Below are 23196 nucleotides of genomic sequence, written 5' to 3'. Positions count from 1 at the left end.
ATGACCAAACCAATAAAAAAAATAGTCATTTTAGGTGGTGGTACAGCCGGCTGGCTAAGTGCGGGTTTATTAGCTGCTGAGCATCCACATTTGAGTGTCACGTTAATTGAGTCAGCAAACGTACCAATACTAGGTGTAGGCGAAGGCACGTGGCCTTCAATGCGTAATACGTTACAGCGTATTGGCATTAAAGAAATTGATTTTATAACCCAGTGCGATGCCACCTTTAAGCAAGGTTCTAAATTTATATATTGGCGCAACCTAAGTAAGGGAGAAAACTACTACCACCCTTTTATGGACCCTCAAGGCTACGAGCAAACCAATTTACACGCAAATTGGCAACGTATTGCACCTAACCAAAAGTTTGCTGACGTTGTTAATATGCAAAGTTTTGTATGCCAAGCAGCACTTGCACCAAAACAATTACAAACACCCGAATACGCAGCAGTCACCAACTATGGCTATCATTTAGATGCAGGTAAATTTGCCGAGTTTTTAAAAAGCCACTGTGTTAAAAACTTAAATGTTACACATATTACTGACGATGTAACCCACGTTATTAACGACGAGCATGGCTATATTGCCTCATTAAAAACAAATAAAAATGGCGATATAACAGGTGATTTATTTTTAGATTGCTCAGGCTCTCGTGCTCGCTTAATTGGTGAGCATTTTAATAGTGAGTTTATAGCGCAAGATCATATTTTATTTAACAACAGCGCTGTTGCAGCGCAAGTACCTAATGCACACATCAATCAGCCAATTGCCTCTGCAACGCTCTCTACTGCGCAAAGTAACGGCTGGATTTGGGATATAGCCCTACCCACACGCCGTGGCACAGGTTATGTATTTAGTAGTAAATACCAAAGCGATGAAAGCGCAACTGATACTTTAAAAAGCTACATAGCTAAAAGTACCAGCGAGCAACAAGCTGAGCAGCTTAACTACCGTGTATTAAAATTCAGCCCAGGGTACAGACAAAAGTTTTGGATTAAAAACTGTGTTGCCGTGGGTATGTCGGCTGGATTTTTAGAGCCACTTGAAGCCTCTGCACTTGCCATGGTTGAACTTTCAATTAGTATGCTGAGCGAGCAACTACCACAAAACCGCACGCATATGAGCCAACTTGCAAATCGCTTTAATGACCGTTTTAGCACGCGCTGGCAACGTGTTGTCGAATTTTTAAAACTCCATTATGTTTTAAGCGAACGCGACGATACCCCTTACTGGCAAAATATTCGGGATTTAACAACTGCACCAGAGCGCCTACAAAACTTACTTAAACTTTGGCAATTTCAGCCCCCTAGCCGCTTTGACTTTATTGAAAACGAAGAAGTATTTTCATCAAGTAGTTATCAGTATATTTTATACGGCATGGGCTTTAATACACAAACACCTCAAGCACACAATGCGTTTACCAGCGCTCAAGCTGGCGATTATTTTTATCAACAAAACCGTGAAAAAATTGCGCAATACTTAAAAGGCTTACCGAGTAACCGCGCGCTTTTAAATGATCTTTTATCTAATAATAGGCAGCCACATAATGACTAAAACAAATGCTGTTAAAAATGTAGTAATAGCGGGAGGCGGCACTGCAGGCTGGATGGCTGCGGCTGCACTTGCAAAATTAATTGGCAAAAATATACACGTTACCCTTGTTGAATCTGACGATATTGGCACTGTAGGCGTTGGCGAGGCAACAATTCCGCCTATTCGTACGTTTCATAAATTGCTAGGTATAAATGAGCAAGCTTTTATGAAAGCCACTCAAGCAAGCTTTAAACTAGGTATTAGCTTTGAAAACTGGGGCGATGAAAACACGCGTTATATTCACTCATTTGGCGCAACGGGCAAAGAATGTTGGGCGGGTGAGTTTCATCACTTTTGGCTACAAGGCAAAACTTTAGGAATACACAACCCATTTGGCGATTACTGTTACGAGCTGCAAGCGGCTAAAGCCGGTAAATTTGCGTTTAACCAACAAAATCCTATTAACTACGCCTACCATATGGATGCTACCCGCTACGCGCAGTTTTTACGTGAATTTTCAGAGCCATTAGGTGTAAAACGTGTTGAAGGTAAAATACAAAAAGTAGTAAAAAGCGCTAATACAGGCCACATAGAATCATTACTTTTAAATAGTGGCGAGAAAATAAACGGCGACTTTTTTATAGATTGCACCGGCTTTAGAGGCTTATTAATTGAGCAAGCATTGCATACGGGCTACGAGGATTGGTCGCACTTATTACCATGCAATAGCGCCATTGCAGTACAAACAAAATCAACAAGCGATACCGTATTGCCACTTACCCGCTCTATTGCCCATAAAAGCGGTTGGCAATGGCGTATACCGCTGCAAAGTCGTGTAGGCAATGGGTTAGTGTATTGCAGCCAATATATGGATGACGAACAAGCTAAAGCGTTATTGCTAAATAGCATTGAAGGTGAAGCGCTTACTGAACCCCGTGTTATTAAATTTAAAACTGGGCGGCGCTTAAAAGGCTGGAACAAAAACTGCCTTGCGCTTGGTCTTGCAAGCGGTTTTGTTGAACCACTTGAGTCCACCAGCATTCATTTAATTATGTCGGGTATTATTCGCTTTATGCGTTTATTTCCGTTTAATGGCATTACTAATTACGCCATTGACGAATACAACAAACAACTTAAAAGCGAAATTGAAAATATTCGCGACTTTATTGTGCTGCACTACAAAGTGACTAATCGCGATGACAGCGAATTTTGGCAACACTGTAGCGCCATGGAAGTGCCAAAAACACTTCAGCATAAAATTGATTTGTTTAAACAAACTGGCCGTGTATTTTTAGACGATGGTGATATTTTTAGAGTCGATTCGTGGGTGCAAGTTATGCTTGGTCAAGGTATTGTGCCTGAACAGCACCATTTAATAGCCAGCATGATGAGCGATGAAGAACTCGCCCGTTTTTTACACGGTATTAAACAGCAAGTAGAACAGCGCGTTAGCCAATTACCGCCGCATCATGAATTTTTAAAACACTATTGCCCTGCATGAAAAAAGCCCTTAAAAAAGGGCTTTGGGTACACACAACAATTTTTACGCTTTATTATTCACACTTAATCTTGGCACTTTTAGCGTTTTGTGGTTCAAAGCCAATATCTGCAACTGAAACGCTAAGCTCTCCTGCCGTTTTAATAATAAATGGGCTGGTTACTCTGGCAAAATCAACGCCCTTTTTAGTAAAACAGGTTAAATCTACACTCATTGTTTGCCATGTATTTAAGGCTGAATTTTTAAGCTCATTGGTAATATTAAGCTCGCCACCACAGCCTTGCTCGCATTTCATACCTAGTTGCACTTGCTCTGTTGGCATTGTATTTATTTTATAGCTAAAACTAAGCGCTGAATTGGCCTCACTATAAGCTACTTTGTCTTCAGTAAAGTTACTGTTAATTTCGATATAGCTTGTACTAGAGCCTGTAAAATTAAACGTCATCGCATCTTCTTGAATGGTCTTATCTTCAGTACGATAAGTAATGCCGCCAAGCTTTACACTATTACTAGCAACTTGATGCTGCTGGTTATTAGAGTTTAAAAACAAACGCCACGGTGTTTTAAAGCTGCCATTAAATATAGACAGCGGCGCAAGGTTGCTTACATCAACACCTGAGTCTTCATTTAGATTATTGCCAAGCGTACTTTCATCTTTGTACGTTAAACCAAAGCCATAGGGTAATAATGGTGAGTAATCAGCATCGCCCTTATTTACAGCCGTTTGCAGTGGCGATTTAGGCCACGAGAACGATAACTTACCTTTAAAGTCATGTTGTACTTGCCCTTGTTTATCGCTTAGTAATACATCAGCAATACCTTGGCCTTCAGTGCCAGGAAGCCATGCAGCTACAAACGCATCAGATGCATTAAGCTCGCTATTAACCCACATGGGTCTGCCCGATATAAACACAGAAACAACTGGTATATTTTGCTGCTTTAATGTTTTTAATATTTTAAGAGAGCGTTTATTATTACGTTCAAACTCAAGGTTGTCTTTATCGCCATGCCCTTCTGCGTATGGCTCTTCGCCAAATACAACAATGGCTACATCGGGTTTAGTATCAAACATGCCATTTCGGCTTAAGATAGCGTTACCGCCAGCAGCCTCTATTTGCGCTTTTAATCCGGCATATATAGAGGTGGCTCCAGGAAAGTCTTCATTTTTATTGTTAGTGCCCTGCCACGTAATGCTCCAACCGCCCGATTGTTTACCAATATTATTGGCCGCATCGCCTGCTATAAGTATATTGCTTGATGGGTTAATCGGTAATATATGGTTATTGTTTTTAAGCAGTACTAAAGACTCTTGCACCGCTTGGCGGGCAATTTCACGATGTGCTGGCGCACCAATTAGCGCTACTTTACCTGAGAATTTACGCTTGGCAGGGCTTGGTTTTTCAAATAATCCTGCGCGTAATTTAACACGTAAAATACGCGCAACGGCATCATCTATTCTAGCCATGGGAATAGTACCCGCTTTTACTTGCGCTATTGTATTGTTATAAAGTGGTTTCCAAGCATCTGTAGGCACCATAAAAATATCAAGCCCCGCATTGACTGCTTGTGGGCAGCTTTCGTTAGTACAGCCGGCAACTTGCCCGTGGCCGTTCCAATCTCCTACAACAAAGCCATCAAAACCCATTTTGGTTTTGAGTACATCGGTAAGTAAGTATTTATTGCCATGATTTTTTTTGCCATGCCAGCTATTAAACGACGCCATAACAGACTGACTACCTGCCGTTAAGCCACCTATATAACCTTGCGCATGTATATTGTATAAATCTTTTTCGGTATCTATATTATTACCTTGATCGTCGCCATCCACTGTACCGCCATCACCTAAAAAATGCTTAACAGTACTAATTACGCGTTTATCACTTAAAAAGTCGCCATCGGCTCTACCTTGTAAGCCATTTACAATAGCGGCTGAATACTTGCGAACAATTGCAGGGTCTTCTGAATAGCCTTCGTAGGTTCTGCCCCAGCGATCATCGCGCACTACAGCTACGGTAGGTGCAAACACCCAATCAATCCCTGTAGCCATTACTTCTACCGCTGTTGCCGCTGCAATTTGCTCTATAAGCGCAGGGTTATTAGCAGCACCCAAACCAATGTTATGTGGAAATAACGTCGCACCAATGACGTTATTGTGTCCATGTACGGCATCGGTGCCCCACATGGTAGGGATTTTACTGCCATCAAGCGTATCATCAACCGATGCTTGATACATATCCTCTGCAAGCGCTATCCAGTCAGCAGGAGTAGCATGCTTATTAGCATCAGGAAACGAGCCTCCACCATTTAAATAAGATCCAAACCCATATTTGCGCATATCTTCAACGGTTATATCGCGAATTTCTGGTTGGATCATTTGCGCTACTTTTTGCTCAAGCGTCATCGACTTTAAATAACTGGCAATTGTATTTTCAATCTCGGCACTTTTTTGTACTTTGTTTTTAAGTGTTGGCCAAAGTGTTATATCGCCCTGCTCATGCTCCGAGGCGTTAGTATGATTGTTACTAACTTGCGTTTGCTGTTTATTACAGGCTGTTAAAACGCATATTCCTCCCACTAAAAGGGAAAGAATTTTTAATGCTTTTGTGTTTAAGCTTTTTCTCATTGTTATGGCCCTGTGTTGTCTGGGTGCGTTTTTATAATGTAATTTGCTTATTTAAATATAACTATTGACCTGTTTAACAATAGCCACTAACCTAAATATGGAAGCGCTTCCTGAAAGTTATTAAATACTATACCCAGCGATTAATCAAATTAATTATGGAAGCGCTTCCAACTTTAACTTTATAAAAGCAAATTTACTAAAAATAAAGCAGGGGTTTTCGCTTAATGAAACAATTATCTTTACCTAGTGGCTCACCACTTTTAGCCAAACACTTTACTTATGGTGTGGCCACAGCGTCTTTTCAAATTGAGGGTGGCGCAGCAGATCGTCTCCCCTGCATTTGGGATACCTTTTGTAGTAAAGAGGGTAAAATTGCTGATAATTCAAATGGTGATGTTGCCTGTGAGCACTACACTCGTTGGCAAGACGATATAGACTTAATTGAGTCGCTAGGTGTAGACGCCTACAGGCTTTCTATTTCTTGGCCGCGTGTGATGACCAAAGCTGGCCATTTAAACCCTAAAGGCGTTAAGTTTTACACCGATATTTTAGATGAGCTAAAACGTCGTAATATCAAAGCTTTTGTTACTTTGTACCACTGGGATTTACCACAACATATTGAAGACGAAGGCGGCTGGCTTAACCGAAACACGGCTTACGAATTTGCACATTACACAGATTTAATTACCCAAGCCTTTGGTGAGCGAGTACATTCTTACGCAACACTAAACGAGCCATTTTGTAGCTCTTATTTAGGCTACGAAATTGGCGTACATGCACCCGGTATTGTAGGTCGAGAACACGGGCGAAAAGCTGCCCATCATTTACTACTTGGCCACGGATTAGCGATGCAAGTGCTTGCTAAAAATAGCCCTAATTCACTCAACGGTATTGTGCTTAACTTTACGCCTTGCTACTCAGTTACCCAATGCGAAGAAGATTTAAACGCCACTGCATTTGCTGATGACTACATAAATCAATGGTATATGCAGCCAGTAATGCAAGGTCAATACCCTGATATTATTAACCAATTACCTAAAGCCCAGCGCCCTGATATTTTACCAGGCGATATGGAAATTATTGCACAGCCACTTGATTATTTAGGTGTGAATTTTTATACCCGTATGCATTACCAAGCAAGCGAAACAGACTTTTATCATGAGCTGCCACACAAAGCCCCAATGACCGATATTGGCTGGGAAATTTACCCTAAAGCGCTTACAGAGTTACTTGTATCGTTAAACGAAAAATACACCCTACCACCTATTTATATTACCGAAAATGGCGCAGCCATGGCTGACGAATTTAAAGACGGTGAAGTGAAAGACACCGATCGTATTGACTATTACCACGAACATTTAAACGCTTTACATAATGCAACAGCACAAGGTGTTAAGGTAGATGGGTACTTTGCTTGGAGCCTGATGGATAATTTTGAATGGGCAGAAGGATATTTAAAACGCTTTGGTATAGTACACGTAGACTACAACACACAAAAACGAACTGTTAAAGCCAGTGGTAAAGCGTACACTAAACTCATAACAAGCCGATAAATTATCGGCTTATAACAATAAGAACACACACTGTGAACAAACTCCCTTTATACGAAAAAGTCGGTTATGCCATGGGTGACGCGGGTGCTAATTTAGTATGGCGTGGCGCATTGGCCTATTTAGCGGTATTTTATACCGACACCTTTGGCATATCGGCTGCAGCGGCCGCCATGCTGTTTTTAGTGGTTAGATTATCTGATGGTGTAACCGATATAATTATGGGCATGATTGCCGATAGAACGCAGTCACGCTTTGGAAAATTTAGGCCGTGGATACTCTACTCCGCGCCCTTTTTAGGTTTGTTTATGGTGCTGTGCTTTACCACACCTAACTTTAACGAAACCAATAAACTTATTTATGCCTACGTTACTTATATTGGTTTAACACTTGCTTATACAGTCAGTAACGTACCCTACTCTGCACTTATGGGCGTAATGACCCCCGATGACACCGAGCGCACAAAGCTATCAGGATTCAGATTTGCAGGCGCGTTTACCGGCGGGTTATTAGTGATGGGTTTTTTACCCGATTTAGTCGCTTACTTTGGAGGCGGTGATAACGCCAAGGGCTATCAGCTCACTATGTATTTGTTCGCAAGTTTACTTATTGCGCTTATGGTTATTACCTTTGTAAGCACTAAAGAGCGTGTAATAGCCCCAGCTTCAGAGCAAGGGTGTTTAAAATCAGAACTGTTTGATTTAACTAAAAACCTACCATTTATAATATTACCTTTGTTATCAACAACGCTGTTTTTTTACTATCGCGATTTATACAGCGGATTATTTTTTGCTTTAGTTATGGCGGCAATGACTGTTGTTATAAAAAAACTACTTAATAAAAACAAACAAAACCTAACCGGTTCGCAGCGCGATATGGTCGATTTACTAACAAATAAACCGTGGCTCGTTTTATTGGGTATTGGCTTTTTAACCATGATGTTTAACGGAATAAAATATGGTGTTATTGCCTATTACTTTAAGTACCACGTTGCTGATGAACTCATGGCAGGGCAATATTTTATTGCCTTATTAATAGTATCTATATTTGGTGCACTTGCTACAGGCAAGCTGGCTGAAATTATGGGCAAACGCAATTTATTTATTGCATCGTTGTTGCTAAGCGGCTTATTAACCACTGCATTTTATTGGGTGCCTAGCAATAATATTGTCGCTGTATTTACGTTTGGCTGCGCGGCTGAGTTTTTTGCCGCTATGATGCCTACTTTGTTTTTTAGCATGCTGGGAGATTCTGCCGACTACTCCGAGTGGAAAAATAAACGCCGCGCAACCGGGCTTATTTATTCTGCAGGCACCTTTGTACAAAAAACGGGAGGTGGTTTTGCTGGGGCACTCGTATTAGTGGTACTTGCAAGCTATGGGTATAACGGTATGGATGAGCTTACAATTAACCAAACCCTTCCCGCTATGCAGTTGTTAATGAGCTGGATCCCTGCTGCTTTTGCATTTTTAGGCGCCGCGTTGATGCTTATTTATCCGCTTACACCTGCAATAACCCAAAAAATAACAGAAGATTTAGCAATTAGGCGCAGTAATGTGTAAATTAACATTTAATCACAATTTATGTTTTATAAATTTTATTTAAAACAAATGCGTACAAGCTAGGATATAAATGGCGACTATTTATCAAGTATCAGAAATGGCAGGAGTGTCTTTATCAACTGTTTCTAGGGTGCTTAACGACAACGACTACGTAAGTAAAAAAACTAAAAAAAAGGTATTAGAGGCGATGAAAGAGCTCGGCTATCAGCCAAGCTCTATTGCACGCTCTTTAGCATCAAGCCGCACTAACAGTGTAGGCATTTTAGTGTCTGAGTTAGACGGCCCGTTTTTTGGACAAATGATGTCGGCCATTGAAGAGCAATTGCGCATAGCTGGTAAACACGTAATTATTACGCCCGGCCACAGTGATGAAAAAAAAGAAAAAAACGGTTTTGAATTTTTAATTAGCCGTAATTGCGACGCCATTATTGCTCACGTAGAAGCGGTATCTAACGAGTATTTAATTGAGCTCAGTAAAGGTAAAACCCCTATTTATTTAATGAGTCGCTACGTTAAAGAAATAGAGCAAAACTGCATTAGTCTCGATAATGTTATGGGTGGCTACCTTGCAACAAAAGCTATGATCAATAAAGGGCATAAACGTATTGCTTATATTGCCGGTCCACAATTTAAAGAAGATGCCTCAGATCGTTTAAAAGGCCACAAAAAGGCGCTTGCAGAATATGGCCTCACCTTTGACGAAAGCTTGTATTATGTGGGCGACTTTAAAGAAACCGGTGGCAGCGATGGCCTGCGTCATTTTATTCAAAATAAAGCACAAATTACGGCTCTTGTGTGCGCCAATGACGAAATGGCATCAGGTGCAATGAAATACGCTCGCGAGCATGGCTTTAATATACCTAAAGATTTAGCAATAATTGGGTTTGATAACGTTATTTTTACCAATTACCTTTACCCTACGCTTACCACAATAGATAACCCAGTACCCGAAATGGGCCGTGCAGCAGCAAATTTAGTCCTTAAAGATATTTATAAAAAAAGCGGCATAACGGTTACTCAGGTGTTTGAGCCTAAGCTAATTTTAAGAGACTCAACCCCGGATATAAATTAATTTAGTTGCAAATTATCTAACTCGTTTCGTACCCACTGCGAATCGAGGTATTGCTCTAAATGCTGCTGTGCAAATTTTAAAAAGTTTCGAGCCGCATGCGATATATGCCTGTCGGTTCGCATAACAAAATACCAATGGCTAGCTAAATGAGTATCGGTAACAGTTAATACCTTAAAGCTTGCATCGCCTTTTGCGAGTACATGGCGAGATAAAACGGCTATTCCCATACCCGACGATACCGCAACTCTAATTGCTTCGTTGCTGGCCATTTGCACTGAATCACTCAGTACTAAACCTCGGCTTTGTAGCTCGCTTTCAAATAACATGCGCGTTGCCGAGCCATTTTCGCGTAATAAAAATCGGTACTGCATTAAGTCGCTGAGCTTTACTGACTCTACTTGTGCAAGCGGATGATTAACCGGCACAATAAACTCAAGCGGATTATGTAAAAAACGTGCAGCTTGCGCATGTTCAAGCGATGGAGGATGGCTGAATACGTAAATATCGTCTTCACCACGCTCAAATCGGTTTAGCACTTCTGCACGGTTACCAATTTCAAGTGGAAGCTCTACATGCGGGTGTAAATTACTATAAGGTCCCAATAATTTAGGCAAAATATACTGTGCGGTATTCACCATGGCTATTTTACACCTACCTCGCTCACCACCATTTAGTTCTGTTAAAAAGTCTTGGTAATCTTCAAAGTGTCCAAATACTTGCTGACAGGTTTTATATAGCTCAAGTCCAGCTTCGGTCACATGCATTTTTTGATGCTGCATAACCATTAACGGCTCAGCTACAGCTTCTTGTAAGCGTTTAATTTGCAGCGATACAGTAGGCTGAGTTAAGTGCAATCGCCTCGCGGTTTCGCTAATTGAGCCTGTTTTTACTACGCTCATAAACACTTCGAGCAATCTAAATGAAATATGTCGTAAATCCACAATCACCACCTATAGATAATTATTTATACCCAACTAGTATTTATTTTATTATTTACTATACAAAGTTTTAAATACAATAGCGCCACTTAATTTCATATTTAAAAGGAAATGTTGTGCCTGATATAGTTGTTATGTTTTTTATTTTAGGATTAGTAGCGGGAATATTACGCTCTGATTTAACCATTCCTAAAGCAACCTACGAAACACTAAGCTTATTACTCATGCTAACTATTGGTTTAAAAGGCGGCATGGTACTTCACGGCAATTTAAGCTGGCAACTGCTACCAGAAATGGGCACAGTGATGCTCCTAGGTGCACTTATTCCGCTAATGCTATACCCCATTTTAAAATACGTTATTAAATTATCGGTGGCTAACAGCGCAAGTATTGCAGCGCATTATGGCTCGGTAAGTGCCGGTACGTTCGCGGTTGCGTTAGCGTATGCCGAATCTGCAAATTTAGCCGTTGGCGCTGAGGTAACGCTCTATTTAGTTATGCTAGAGCTTCCCGCTATTATTGTTGGCTTATTACTTTATCGCAAGCTCGATAAAGACCCAGGCCAAACAAGTACTCTCTCATTAAAAGCGCTTTGGCACGAAACCCTCACAAACAAAAGTGTTATTTTATTAGTGGGTGGTGTAATTATTGGCATGATGTACGGCACATCGCAAGGCAGCCAGGTTACAAGCTTATTAACAAGCAGTTTTAAAGTAGTCCTCGCTTTATTTTTACTAGAAATGGGATTAGTAGCTGCACAAACACTGCGCCCTTTCCCTTGGCAACATTGGAAATTAGCGACCTTTGCTATTATTACCCCACTATGTTTGGGCACAGTAGGTGTGGGCGTAGGTACTTTATTAGGATTAGAACTTGGTTCAGTGGTTATACTCGGTAGCTTAGTAGCCAGTGCCTCTTACATTGCAGCACCTGCAGCAATCAAAGCCGCTATTCCTAAAGCCGATATAGGCCTTGCCATGCTTAGCTCGCTGGGTGTTACTTTTCCGTTCAATGTAATCGTAGGTATTGGCCTTTACCACCAGCTTGCTGTAGCTATTCAATAACTAAAAATTTGTATCATTTATTAGCCACCGACTATTACCGACTAATCAGTTTTGTATGTGGGTTGATATAAAACATTCTTTTCCAACCTTGGCTTTCACTTGTTGCAAGCCAAGTTAGTGGAAATAAAGACACAATTGAATAATGAACATGAGGTGGCTTATCCGCTGCATTTCCTGTGTTACCCAATAAGCCAATATTTTCATTTAACTTCACAATGTCGCCTTCACTTACACTGTAACTATTTAAATGCGCTACATAGTGCACCCGCCATTTAGGCCCGAGTATAGCAACTACCTTACCGCCTATTTTAAGCTCACCGCTAAACACAACAATCCCATTAACCGGTGCAACAACATGCGTATTTTTTTTACCAAATATATCAATGCCTTTATGAACACCCGACTTCCCCCATGGCTCATACCAAAAAGTAGCATGATTCCAATCTTTAGGTGTTGCCCCTAATACGGGATTAGTGATTTTTTCAGGCAAAACGAACAGGGCTAGTACTATGGTTAATATAATAACGACTAAGCTAAGTAGTAATATTTTTATGGGCTTCAAAATAGGATTCTGCTTTGAGTTAAACAATTAAATGTATTATTAACCCGCAATGATGAATAGATAATGAGCACTTTAAAAAACAGTAAACACAAAAAAGCCGATGCAAGATCACTCTCACATCGGCTTTTTCACTGCGGTAATACTTATTATAAAGAAAGCTCTTCTTTAGCACGTGTTAAATTGTGCGACACCATTGTACTGTTAGACATTGATTTAGCTTCGTATAAATCAGCAAGACCAGCCGTTTCGTTGTTCGCTTTTAAACGCGCTACACCGCGGTTGCTTAACGCGAATGAGGTAAGCTGGCGTACTTTGAATCGTGGTGCGTCTGCATCTTTTAAAAGTGCAATTGCTTTAGTACAAATAGCTTCAGCCTGTGCGTAGTTTTTTGACTTAACATTCAGTGCGCAGCTGTTAAACGATTGTTCAAGCGGCTGCGGCGCAGTTTGCGCTTCAATAACCATTAATTTGTAGTCACTTGAATCAGCCATTACAGCTGCAGAGCAAGTTAATAATGAGCCAAGAGCGATGGTTTTTAAAAGTGTACGTTTCATGGTTTGCCTTTCCTAATTAAGGAGTCGTGCTTGTTGCCGACAACTGAACTTTAGAGTAAAAGCTCAAACCTCACAAACGATAAAAACAAACTCAATAAGTGAATAAAATTAACCTATAGACTTTAGTCTTATGGTTGAGCGAATAGTTTATTTTTTAATACATTATATGAAAAGTTCCAAATAATAAAAAACGCTGCCTGAAATATTAGGCAGCGTTTTCATTTTTTTAGTCTTTGTTACCTGGGATTAAGCAGGACTTTTAAATTTACTAAATCGCTTATTTTTTCTCTTTCTCTAAACGCTTTTTAAGACTTAAAGCGGCATCAGCAGCTAGTAAACGCATAAATTCAGAACCGTTGCTTTGCTCGCCTTGACCTGCACCACCAATAACAATTTCAGGCACTAGGCGGCTATTACCTAAACTTGTAAATAAAGCAGTTTGAATTTTCACCTCAGCTTTTAATGTTTCATCAAAAACATATTTAGGATCAAGCGCTGCCGACTTAGCACGTAAACGTGCCTCTGCTAACACATCCATACCTAGAGCTTCTAAACGTTGTTGCTTTAATATCTCTTCTTGCTCTTTTGCAAGCTCAGCTTTTACCGCTACACGTTGCTGCGCTGAAATAATCGCATTTGCTTTGATACGCTCAGCATCTATTTGCTCTTTAATTTTTAGCTTTTCAGATTCAGCTCGTTGCTTAGCAATGGCTTGCTCACCTAGTGCAACCTCTGTACGCGCTTGTTGCTCTGCTTTTTTAAGGTTTTGACGCGCAAGTGCTTCATCTGCTGCTGCTTGTTTTTGCGCTTCTAGGCGAGCGTTTACTTTACTTTCGTAGTCAATATCAATAATGCTCGCATCAACGACTGTAATACCGTAAGCGCCTAAAATAGGTGCGTTACGCAGTGCATTGCCTTCGCTGTCTTTTTTAATATTAATAGTAACGCGTTGCTGTTTACTCAAATTACTTAAATCGTCAGTTTTATCACGCTCACCAGTACTAATTATTTGCTCGGTTACAAAAATACCGTTTGTTAGCTGATCAGAAAAATCTTGGCTTAATTGGCCATTACCACCTGAGTAATGTTGCTCTACCGACATCATACGTGCAGACGCTTTAACATTTTCAGTTGTGGCACGCATTAGTAGGTTAGAAATTAGGGTTTCTTGCGAGCCAAATTCTTCGTGTATTTTAAGCAAACCACGTAATGCGCCAGACTCACTAGCTGGTACATTGCCCGGTAATCTAAAACGCGACACACCACGCGCCCCACCGGTTGTTGTATCTAAAAAGCGAATAGGGATTAACGGTACTATCGCGCTTGCTGTTGCACTACTGTCGCCTGTAAAGTTGATAGAAATTACTTTTTTATAAGCAGAGGTAGTACCAAATGCTTTTAGATAAGGGCCAGCCTGATTTATCACCGTTAAATTACCAGTAAATGCTGATTGGTGTACTAAACGCTCATCTGCTTCGTTCCACGATATAACCTGCGATGTAAGAGTGGCAATAACCGCTAATACAACAACAATTGACGACACCACAATGACATTACGACGGCCAAAACGGCTCATAAACGACTCATTTTTTTCTGCTGGGATTACTTTTTCTTTATCCATTGTTACTGCTCTCCATGTTTAATTTTTTCTTAACAAAGTAAATAATTTCTTGCTCGCTTAAATGCGCACAAAAACTACCTGAACGATGCAATTCAATAAATGTTGCAAGGATCTCTTCTTTGCCTTTTATTGTTTTATGCTCGTCTTCTTGGGCTTGGTTTTTATCAGTAAGTTGAGTAATAAGATCATCCACAATGGTATCTTTATCAAATAACACACTGTATTCTTTTGTTTTTCTTACTCGGCTTCTGCGTACATTGCTATAAATGACATAAATAGCTAAACACAAAATAATAACCAATGTACTTAACCCAACAATATAAAAAATCATAATTCCTACTTATATTTAGTTGAATAATCACCTTGATCACAAGTGTAAATTTTTTTCACAAATGTTAATGCGTTATTTTACAGAATAACCGTCTAAAAAACAGGTAAAAAATGTAACATTAGCCGATAGCTAAATACTAAATCTATTTAAAGAAGAGTCTGGGTATGAAATTTTTTGCAAGCGAGGGTTTGCAAGCAGAGATAAACTTTTCTGTCGTGCACAAAAAAGCCCCTACAGGTTAAACCTAGCTGGGGCTTTTTTTAAAATATGCTTGCTAAAAGCTTATAAAGAAAGCTCTTCTTTAGCGCGATTTAAGTTGTGCGATACCATAGTGCTGTTAGACATTTGGTTAGCTTCGTACAAATCGGCTAAAGCAGCTGTTTCGTTATTCGATTTCAAACGCGCAACACCACGGTTGCTTAGTGCGTATGAAGTAAGCTGGCGTACTTTAAAACGTGGTGCATCAGCATCCTTTAAAAGCGCAATTGCTTTAGTACACACTTCTTCAGCTTGTGCATAGTTTTTTGACTTAACATTAAGTGCACAGCTATTAAATGATTGCTCAAGTGGCTGCGGCGCTGTTGCAGTTTCGATAACCATTAATTTGTAATCACTTTGATCAGCCATTGCAGCAGCTGAACAAGTAAGTAGTGAGCTAAGAGCGATAGTTTTGATAAAAGTTTTCATGGTCATAATCCTGTTTTGTTAAGTCGTGCTTGTTGCCGACAACTGAACTTTAGAGAATTCCCATCAAACCGACAAACGATAAAAACAAACCTAATAAGTGAAGAAATCTAACCTATAGACTTTAGTCTAATGCCGACCATTAATTTCGAAAATTGATATTTATCAAAACAACCAAAAATTTAAACTTATTGAGTGCGTTCAAGTAACTTAACTATTTGGGTTACAACCATTTTTGGCTCATCATTTTGCGGATAGTGATAGCTCTTATTTGTTATTACTATTTCACCTTGAGGAAATGCATTAGCCCACTTTGAATGTAAGTCACCCCACATTTCACGCGCTTGGTCGGTAAAAAATAATACAGGTGGCTCTTTATACTTTTTAACGGAGGCGATCACAGTCACGGGTATATCAGCAATTTGAGGGTAATCAGGTAGTGGGCGTTTTGCCCAAAAATCTAAATACTGATTCGACATTCCATTTTTCATATCATCGAGCTTTATTGCAGCAATTTCTTTTTCAGCACGGGGCAAATCAATTGCGCGCATAATATCTACATCGTGCTCTGATGCAGGCTCAATTAACATTAACGCTTTAATCTGATTAGGGTATGTTGCAGCAAATACACGCGCAATATAAGCACCATAAGAATGCGCAACGTATACAACAGGCTCTTCTATTTTCAGTGTTTTGAGTAATAATACAACCTCAGCAGCGTATTCTTCTGAGCTATAGTTTTTCTTTATTTGTGCAGAGCCACCATTACCAATACGAGAATACCGTATAACTTTCGCGTGCTTGGTAAGTGATTCAAAAACCGGATCCCAATCACTTAAACCAGCAGAGCCACCCGCTTCAAGTAAAATGGTATGTTTACCATCACCTGCTAATTCGTATTCAACGTCAAAGCCATTTATTTGAACCTTAGCCGTACTGGCCATTAAACCGTGTGGGATGAAAAGCGAATAAAAAATGATTGCGGTAAAGAGTATTCTCATCATATTTTTACTTAAGTTAATTTAAAAAACACCTTATGCGATATTAAATATGACTTCCAGCGGTAATAGTTAAAATTTCTAAAGTTTAAATTAAGGTCCCTATAAACTCCCTCGCCCATATGCCATAATCTAAATAATTCATTATTTTAGTAACTTGGCGCATATTTAGGCGTTTTTAAGTTAACTACTCAGGGTTTACTATGGCATATCAAGAGCAAAATCAAGCAACAATCTATTGGCACGATTATGAAACTTGGGGGGCGAGCCCTCAAAAAGATAAGCCGAGCCAATTTGCAGGTATTCGTACCGATCTTGATTTAAACATTATTGGCGAGCCGCTTATTGAATATTGTAAGCCGCAAGCGGATTACTTACCCCACCCTGAGGCATGTTTAATTACGGGTATTACACCACAAGTGGCGATGAAAAAAGGCTTGGTTGAGGCTGAGTTTATAGCAAAAATTCATGCTGAATTTGGTATGCCAAACACCTGTGTGGCAGGTTATAACAGTATTAGGTTTGATGACGAAGTAAGCCGGTATAGCTTTTATCGTAACTTTTACGACCCGTACGAGCGTGAATATAAAAACAATAATAGCCGCTGGGATATTATTGATTTGGTCCGTGCGTGTTATGCGTTACGCCCCGAGGGCATTGAATGGCCGTTAAAAGAAGATGGCAGCCCAAGCTTTAAGCTTGAGCATTTAACAGTAGCCAACGGTATTGAACACGCTGCTGCGCACGATGCGCTAAGCGATGTAACCGCCACTATTGCACTGGCTAAGCTAATAAAAGAAAAACAGCCTAAGCTGTATAACTTCTTTTTTGGGCTGCGTAATAAAAAAGCGCTGGGTGATTTAGTTGATGTATTTAACATGACGCCGCTGGTACATACCTCGTCACGCATTCCTGCAACGCAAGGCTGTACAACGTGGGTGGCGCCTATGAGCTTTCATCCAGTAAATAAAAACGCAGTTATATGTTTTGATTTAACCCAAAGCCCGCAAGTGTTACTTGATTTAAACGTAGAAGAATTACGTAAACGTTTATACACCAAACGCGTTGATTTAGCCGAGGGCGATTTACCTGTTGGTTTAAAGTTAGTGCATTTAAACAAGTGCCCTATTTTAGCGCCTGCAAAAACATTATTGCCTGAAAACGCAGCCCGTTTAGGCATTGACCGCGAGCAGTGCCTCGCTAATTTAGCTATTTTAAAAGCCAATACCGAGCTTCGCGATAAAGTCACTGAAGTGTTTAACGAGCAAGGCGATTACAGCGCGACCACTAACGTTGATTACTTACTTTACGATGGTTTTACCAGCCACGCCGATAGAGCTAAATTTTCGATTATTCGCGATGCTAAACCAGATGAACTATCGGGCTTAAATTTAGATTTTGAAGATAAAAAGTTCAATACATTACTGTTTAGATACCGCGCGCGAAACTGGCCAGAAACACTCAACCAGCAAGAACTTGATCAATGGCGCCAGTATTGCCAAAACAAGTTAATGCACGGGGAAGATCAACCTTCAATTAGCGCACAAGATTTTATGATCACCCTTGAAAACTTGGCACATGAGCACGACGACAGCGAAAAAAACCTGACCATTTTAAAAGCGCTTTATAACTACGCGCAGAGCATGTAATTTGCTTTAAGCGTATTGGTCAGCGCATATAAAAACGCGACGCTTTAATTACTAAAGCGTCGCGTTTTTATTTAAATTATTATGGGCTTCGCCCATCACGCAAGCAAGCTTCGCGTCTACAAGTAAAACCCATATCTACACCATCGCGGTAGACGTAGAGCTTGCTCACGTGAAAAGCGTAGCTTTTAAGATAAAAACATTTGCACAAAGAGGAATAAATGAGGAGTAAATGAGCAAACATAAGCCAAAAACAGCTTTTAATTAATCTTTCCCTCTAAAAGCGCAGCGCCTCTTATCCTCTTTGTGAATAAATCACTTTACGGGCTTTGCCCGTCACGCAAGCAAGCTTCGCGTCTACAAGTAAAACCCCATATTACACCATCGCGGTAAACGTAGAGCTTGCTCACGTGAAAAACGTAGCTTTTAATTGCTTCAATAAAACACTACTCACAAAGGGGGCTAGTGATAAAGGTAGGAAACCATATTAAGTCTTTTAATGACTTCTCATTTGCTTCTCATGCTTTTCTCTTTGTGCAAATGATCTTTTAAAAAGAAACTGCGCTTTTACATTTAATTGATTAGAAAACAGTGATTATGTCACCACCGAGAAGTAAAGGAGAAAACAAGGAGAAGTGATTAATCATTACTTATGTCTTCTCTGTTTAGCGCGAAGCGCCTCGGTGTTCTCGGTGGTAGCAATTCATTTATAAATAACAAGAAGCTGCGCTTTAGAGAAGTGATCTAGTGATAAAGATAGAAAAACATTATTAGTGTTTTAATCTCTTCTCATTTGGTCCTCTTGCTTCCTCTTTGTGCAAATGATCTTTTAAAAAGAAGCTGCGCTTTTACGTTTAATTGATTAGAAAACAGTGATTATGTCACCACCGAGAAGTAAAGGAGAAAACAAGGAGAAGTGATTAATCATTACTTATGTCTTCTCTGTGTAGCGCGAAGCGCCTCGGTGTTCTCGGTGGTAGCAATTCATTTATAAATAACAAGAAACTTGCTCACGCAAGTTATTAATAATTAGTTAAATATTCACAAAGAGGTTAAGAGACGCTGCGCTTTAGAGAAGTGATCTAGTGATTAAGGTAAGAAAACATTATTAGTGTTTTAATGTCTTCTCATTTGCTCCTCATTTACTTCTCTTTGTGCAAATGATCTTTTAAAAAGAAACTGCGCTTCTAACGTGATCAACCTTTAAGTCTACAAGTAAATGCAAACAAACTTCATTGAGTCTTACTAAAGGCACTCGGTGGTGGGGTTTAAGATCTAATAACTAACATTTAAAATCTTTTCACTGAGAAGAAAGCCTATTTACACTGTTTTTTGAACATCCAGCTGTTTCTGACAGGCTCAAAATGAGCGCCAAATTTAAGAGACAAACATAAAATAGGTAAAGCATCTACCTGCTTAGCAATATCGAACGCACGAGAAAACTTATGCCCGTGCTTAGCTGCTAGTTTTAGCTCGTTTACATACAACGCTTTATATTTTGGAGAGAGTTGTTGCCAGTTCATTAACGCTATTTCTATAGCGCCTAAATGCACCTCAATTTTATACGGGCCGACAAGCTTGGCTTGCTGAATATAATCGTACACCCGATCGGTTGGGCCATTTTGGTAACTCACTACCTTTGCCAGCGCAATCCAGGTTTCGGACCAGGTTTCACGAAGAGCTACCGACTTTAATAATAACTGCTCTATTTGTTGGTAACTTGCAGCTATATCATCTGGCTGGTTTGTACTAACCGCTAACTTAAGCAATTTTACATGCGCCATTAACTGCAAATAATGAGGATGGGTTGGGTCGAGCGAGCTTGCCAAACTTATAGCGTCGTCTGCCAAATTAAGCTGCTGTATGTCAATATTATTACCCGTAATTTCCTGCAGGGTATTTTTTGCATTAAAGTACCACGCATTAGCACGCATACTTTGTAAACTGGTATAACAAATAGCCAGAGTAATAAGTGTCAACACTAAAACATTAAAGTATTTAAGCACCTTGCTAGTACTACTCATTAAATAACGACGCCGTTAAATTAAGGGGGTTAGTTACAAACAACGCATGTGCGCTTTCCGCCCCTATTAACTCGGTAACAATGCTTTTTGCCTTACTTAAAATAGGCGGCCTGCGCTTAACCGAATGGGCATCACTTGCAACATAAGTCACTAACCCATTTTTAAGCATATCAACGCTAATAGTTTGTGCTTGTTCGCCCCACTCGCCTTCAATGCTAGAGGCCGTTAACTGAAATTCACAACCCAATTGCTTTAAGCGCTCAATATAAAACGGTTTAGCTTGAATATCGCGGTTGCGCTCAGGGTGCGGAATAATAGTTTTAATATTTTGCTTAGCCAACCAATTAATAAACTTGTCAAACCCTTGCGGCACATGGGAATGCGGTAACTCAAGTAACACATAGTTTGCGCCATTTACATTGCCAATAAACGGTAGCTTTTTGCTCATAACCAAGGTCATAAGCTCTACATCAAGCCTAACTTCTGCGGCTACGGCTAGCTGTATATTAATATTTGCATCATGCGCTGCTTGTTTTAATTTAGCTAGGTCGTCGTAAATATGCGAAGCCGCATTATTAAAACGGCCTAAATGAATGTGCGGTGTGGCAACCATGTGGGTTATACCATCGGCTTGCGCCATGGTTAAAAGCGCTAAAGACTCTGTTAAGTCTTTAGCGCCATCATCAAGCCCAGGTAATATGTGGGAATGTATATCTATCATAATAACCGTTATTTACGACTGTTCAGATTTTTGAGAGTAATCGTAATAGTCGTAGTAGCCATAATTATGTTCTTCTTTCGACTTAGTTATATCTACTTGGTTAACAACAACCCCAGCAATATGCGCCTTAGACTCAAACAAACGCTCAATACCTGCTTTAATAGGTTTAATGCGTGTTAAATCGGCTTTAACTACATAAATAACCGAGTCGGTATTTTGCGAAATAACCAGCGCATCACTTACCGCTTGAGTAGGTGGTGTATCAATAATTATATGGTCGTAAGTGTCTTTTAAGCTTACCAATAACTCATTAAAACGATTGCTCGAAAGCAGCTCTAAAGGGTTACCCGGTATTTGCCCACTTGGCATAATAGTAACGCCAGACTGCTCGTCAATATGCGTACATTCGCTTAATTGCTCAGTACCCACAATTAGGTTACTTAAACCTGGGTGGAATACAGGTATATCAAAACGTTTTGCTATGCTCGGTTTACGTAAGTCAGCATCAATAAGTAACACTTTACCCATTTGCGCAAGCGACATAGCTAAATTGGTAGAGGTAGTTGTTTTACCCTCACCTGGCGAGCTTGAGGTAACCGCAATTACTTTGTGCTCGCGGTCAAGCTGGGTTAACAACAAACTGGTACGAAACGTTCGTACCGACTCAGCAAAACGCCTGTAATGTTCGTCAAAATAGGCATGTATACCAAAAGTGCTATTTTTAGGTGTTTTAACAAATGGCAGTATACCTAACATGCGCTGTGCTAGTTTGTTTTCAACGTCGTTTTTATTTTTAACGGTGTCGTTAAGTGCGTCAAACACAAAGCTCATTACCACAGCAAAACCAAAGCTTGCTACAAACGCCAATATTACAATAAGTTTTTTATTAGGTTTACTTGGGTCTTTTGGTGCGTATGCGCGGTCGGTAAAACGTGCCGCAGCCGAGCTAAAGTCGCTTGTTACTTCGGTTTCGCGCGAGCGAGATAAAAATGTATTAAAAATATTACGGTTAGTTTCAACTTCGCGTTTAAGCTGATTGTAGGCGGTTTCTTTACGGGTGATCTCTTGGTATTCGGCACGTATTTTAACTAAATCGGCCTCAAGGGCACTAACAGTGCGGGTAATACGGTTAAGCTCTTTTTCTATACCAGTAATAAGGCCTTTAATTTGCTTATTTAGGTTACTTTTAACGGTAGCAAGCTCTGCCTTAGCAGAAATTATTTTAGGGTGCTTAGGGCCGTAAACTTCGCTAAGTTCACTTAGTTTACGCTCTACTAAAATAACTTCGCGTTTTACATCTTGCACCACTTTGTGCGATGTAATTTCAGGCATGCTACCTAAAAGCTCTAAATTATTATTACCGTATTCGCTTATTACACGGTTAATACTTTGTAGGTTATTTTTTTCAGTGCGGGCGGTCACTAACTGCTCAGATGTCTGCTCTAGCTCTTGTGTTACAAGCCCTGCAATACCTTCAATATCTACTAGCTTTTGCGCTTCACGATAGGCTTGCAGTTTTTGTTCAGAGGTATCAAGCTGTATACGTAATGCGGATAAACGGGTATTTAACCAGCTAGACGCTTGCTGAGTAATGCCCATTTTTGCGCGCATTTGGCTTTCTATGTAAACCTCACCCACGGTATTAGCCACTAATGCAGCAAGCTTTGGGTCGCTCGACTCAAAACTTACTTTAACTAATTGGGTTTTACGAATAGGCGAAACCGAAAGCCTTGCTTTAAAGGCCTCAAGCAAACCAAGCATCGCTAAGTCTTGTTGCTCTTGCTCTGTAAGTTGTAGCTTGTCGGTATTGTTTAAAAAAGGGAATAGCCCTTTAACATAAGCTTTTGCCTCACCAATAAAAGAGGGCTTAGGGATAAAATCGGTATGGGCTTTTAAATCAAGCTTAGTAATTACCTCACGGGCAATACTGTCCGACTTAATAACCTCAAACTGAGTTAAGTAGTACTCTTTTTGGTTAGAATCAAGCCCATAAATTTCTTCAAAGCTTACCGCTTTAGCTTGCTCTGCCTCAATAAGCAACGTAGCAGACGCTATATATTTTGGCACTAAAGTAAGTGTAACCATTATTGTTAATAGTGTTGCTACTACAGCAAAACTTAAAATACGCCACTTTGCAAGCTGTAGCACATTAATATAGGCACTAAAGTCAATTATTATTTCACTTTGCTGGTTTTCGTGTATTTGGTTCATTTATTAC

18 protein-coding genes are annotated in these 23196 nt (G+C 40.0%); 7 read left to right on the top strand and 11 right to left on the bottom strand.

The window, feature by feature from the left end; genetic code table 11:
* Complete coding sequence (locus AC27JL_RS17320; RefSeq protein ID WP_487196179.1) at positions 1-1551, top strand: tryptophan halogenase family protein; 1551 nt, start codon at positions 1-3, stop codon at positions 1549-1551.
* The gene (locus AC27JL_RS17315) at positions 1544-3031 is read left to right on the top strand and encodes a tryptophan halogenase family protein (protein ID WP_487196178.1); all 1488 of its coding nucleotides are present in this window, start codon (positions 1544-1546) and stop codon (positions 3029-3031) included. Before AC27JL_RS17320 ends, AC27JL_RS17315 begins: the two co-directional genes overlap by 8 nt.
* 52 nt (positions 3032-3083) lie before the next feature.
* Here AC27JL_RS17315 and AC27JL_RS17310 read toward each other — a convergent pair whose 3' ends face one another.
* Positions 3084-5651, bottom strand: coding sequence for a glycoside hydrolase family 3 protein (locus AC27JL_RS17310; RefSeq protein ID WP_487196177.1), 2568 nt, complete (start codon positions 5649-5651; stop codon positions 3084-3086).
* Between the two features lie 224 nt (positions 5652-5875).
* On the opposite strand from AC27JL_RS17310, the gene AC27JL_RS17305 reads away from it, so the two are divergent.
* The 3 genes from AC27JL_RS17305 to AC27JL_RS17295 all read left to right on the top strand — a co-directional run bounded on the left by AC27JL_RS17305 (position 5876) and on the right by AC27JL_RS17295 (position 9835).
* Positions 5876-7204, top strand: coding sequence for a GH1 family beta-glucosidase (locus AC27JL_RS17305; RefSeq protein ID WP_487196176.1), 1329 nt, complete (start codon positions 5876-5878; stop codon positions 7202-7204).
* Between the two features lie 32 nt (positions 7205-7236).
* The gene (locus tag AC27JL_RS17300; RefSeq protein ID WP_276756353.1) at positions 7237-8763 is read left to right on the top strand and encodes an MFS transporter; all 1527 of its coding nucleotides are present in this window, start codon (positions 7237-7239) and stop codon (positions 8761-8763) included.
* 70 nt (positions 8764-8833) lie between these two features.
* Positions 8834-9835, top strand: coding sequence for a LacI family DNA-binding transcriptional regulator (locus AC27JL_RS17295; RefSeq protein ID WP_058429062.1), 1002 nt, complete (start codon positions 8834-8836; stop codon positions 9833-9835).
* Here AC27JL_RS17295 and AC27JL_RS17290 read toward each other — a convergent pair.
* Entirely contained in the window at positions 9832-10776 is a 945-nt protein-coding gene (locus AC27JL_RS17290) for a LysR substrate-binding domain-containing protein (RefSeq protein WP_487196175.1), read from the bottom strand. The two genes, AC27JL_RS17295 and AC27JL_RS17290, sit on opposite strands and share 4 nt — an antisense overlap.
* 113 nt (positions 10777-10889) lie before the next feature.
* On the opposite strand from AC27JL_RS17290, the gene AC27JL_RS17285 reads away from it, so the two are divergent.
* Positions 10890-11837, top strand: coding sequence for a sodium-dependent bicarbonate transport family permease (locus AC27JL_RS17285; RefSeq protein WP_039037823.1), 948 nt, complete (start codon positions 10890-10892; stop codon positions 11835-11837).
* A gap of 34 nt (positions 11838-11871) precedes the next feature.
* Here the strand turns inward: AC27JL_RS17285 and AC27JL_RS17280 are convergent, their stop codons facing one another.
* From AC27JL_RS17280 to AC27JL_RS17255, 6 genes are all read right to left on the bottom strand, one after another.
* Positions 11872-12399: a M23 family metallopeptidase gene (locus tag AC27JL_RS17280; protein ID WP_487196174.1), complete on the bottom strand. Its 528-nt coding sequence runs from the start codon at positions 12397-12399 to the stop codon at positions 11872-11874.
* 146 nt (positions 12400-12545) lie between these two features.
* On the bottom strand, positions 12546-12953 hold the full coding sequence (locus tag AC27JL_RS17275) for a hypothetical protein (protein WP_006792270.1): 408 nt from the start codon (positions 12951-12953) through the stop codon (positions 12546-12548).
* A 277-nt stretch (positions 12954-13230) separates the two neighbouring features.
* Positions 13231-14574: an SPFH domain-containing protein gene (locus AC27JL_RS17270; protein ID WP_138741277.1), complete on the bottom strand. Its 1344-nt coding sequence runs from the start codon at positions 14572-14574 to the stop codon at positions 13231-13233.
* Complete coding sequence (locus AC27JL_RS17265) at positions 14567-14905, bottom strand: methanolan biosynthesis protein EpsI (RefSeq protein WP_487196173.1); 339 nt, start codon at positions 14903-14905, stop codon at positions 14567-14569. Before AC27JL_RS17265 ends, AC27JL_RS17270 begins: the two co-directional genes overlap by 8 nt.
* A 282-nt stretch (positions 14906-15187) precedes the next feature.
* Positions 15188-15592, bottom strand: a complete 405-nt coding sequence (locus AC27JL_RS17260) for a hypothetical protein (RefSeq protein ID WP_006792271.1) — start codon at positions 15590-15592, stop codon at positions 15188-15190.
* A 185-nt stretch (positions 15593-15777) separates the two neighbouring features.
* The gene (locus tag AC27JL_RS17255) at positions 15778-16590 is read right to left on the bottom strand and encodes an alpha/beta fold hydrolase (protein WP_487196201.1); all 813 of its coding nucleotides are present in this window, start codon (positions 16588-16590) and stop codon (positions 15778-15780) included.
* Between the two features lie 200 nt (positions 16591-16790).
* On the opposite strand from AC27JL_RS17255, the gene sbcB reads away from it, so the two are divergent.
* Positions 16791-18236 (top strand): exodeoxyribonuclease I, encoded by a 1446-nt coding sequence (gene sbcB, locus AC27JL_RS17250; RefSeq protein ID WP_487196172.1) that lies wholly within the window; start codon positions 16791-16793, stop codon positions 18234-18236.
* Positions 18237-19549: 1313 nt separating this feature from the next.
* Here sbcB and AC27JL_RS17245 read toward each other — a convergent pair.
* Genes AC27JL_RS17245 through AC27JL_RS17235 form a run of 3 tightly spaced genes read right to left on the bottom strand, consistent with a single transcriptional unit; the run spans position 19550 to position 23189 of the window.
* A complete protein-coding gene (locus tag AC27JL_RS17245; protein ID WP_487196171.1) occupies positions 19550-20257 on the bottom strand; it encodes a VpsP family polysaccharide biosynthesis protein in 708 nt (235 codons plus the stop codon).
* Complete coding sequence (locus tag AC27JL_RS17240) at positions 20250-20978, bottom strand: tyrosine-protein phosphatase (protein WP_487196170.1); 729 nt, start codon at positions 20976-20978, stop codon at positions 20250-20252. Before AC27JL_RS17240 ends, AC27JL_RS17245 begins: the two co-directional genes overlap by 8 nt.
* A gap of 12 nt (positions 20979-20990) precedes the next feature.
* Entirely contained in the window at positions 20991-23189 is a 2199-nt protein-coding gene (locus tag AC27JL_RS17235; RefSeq protein ID WP_487196169.1) for a GumC family protein, read from the bottom strand.
* Positions 23190-23196: the final 7 nt, after the last annotated feature.

The organism is Pseudoalteromonas sp. 4NS20-0020, from assembly GCF_057554385.1.
Note: the sequence above shows the minus strand (reverse complement) of the source record. Positions and strands in the feature narration are given on the sequence as shown.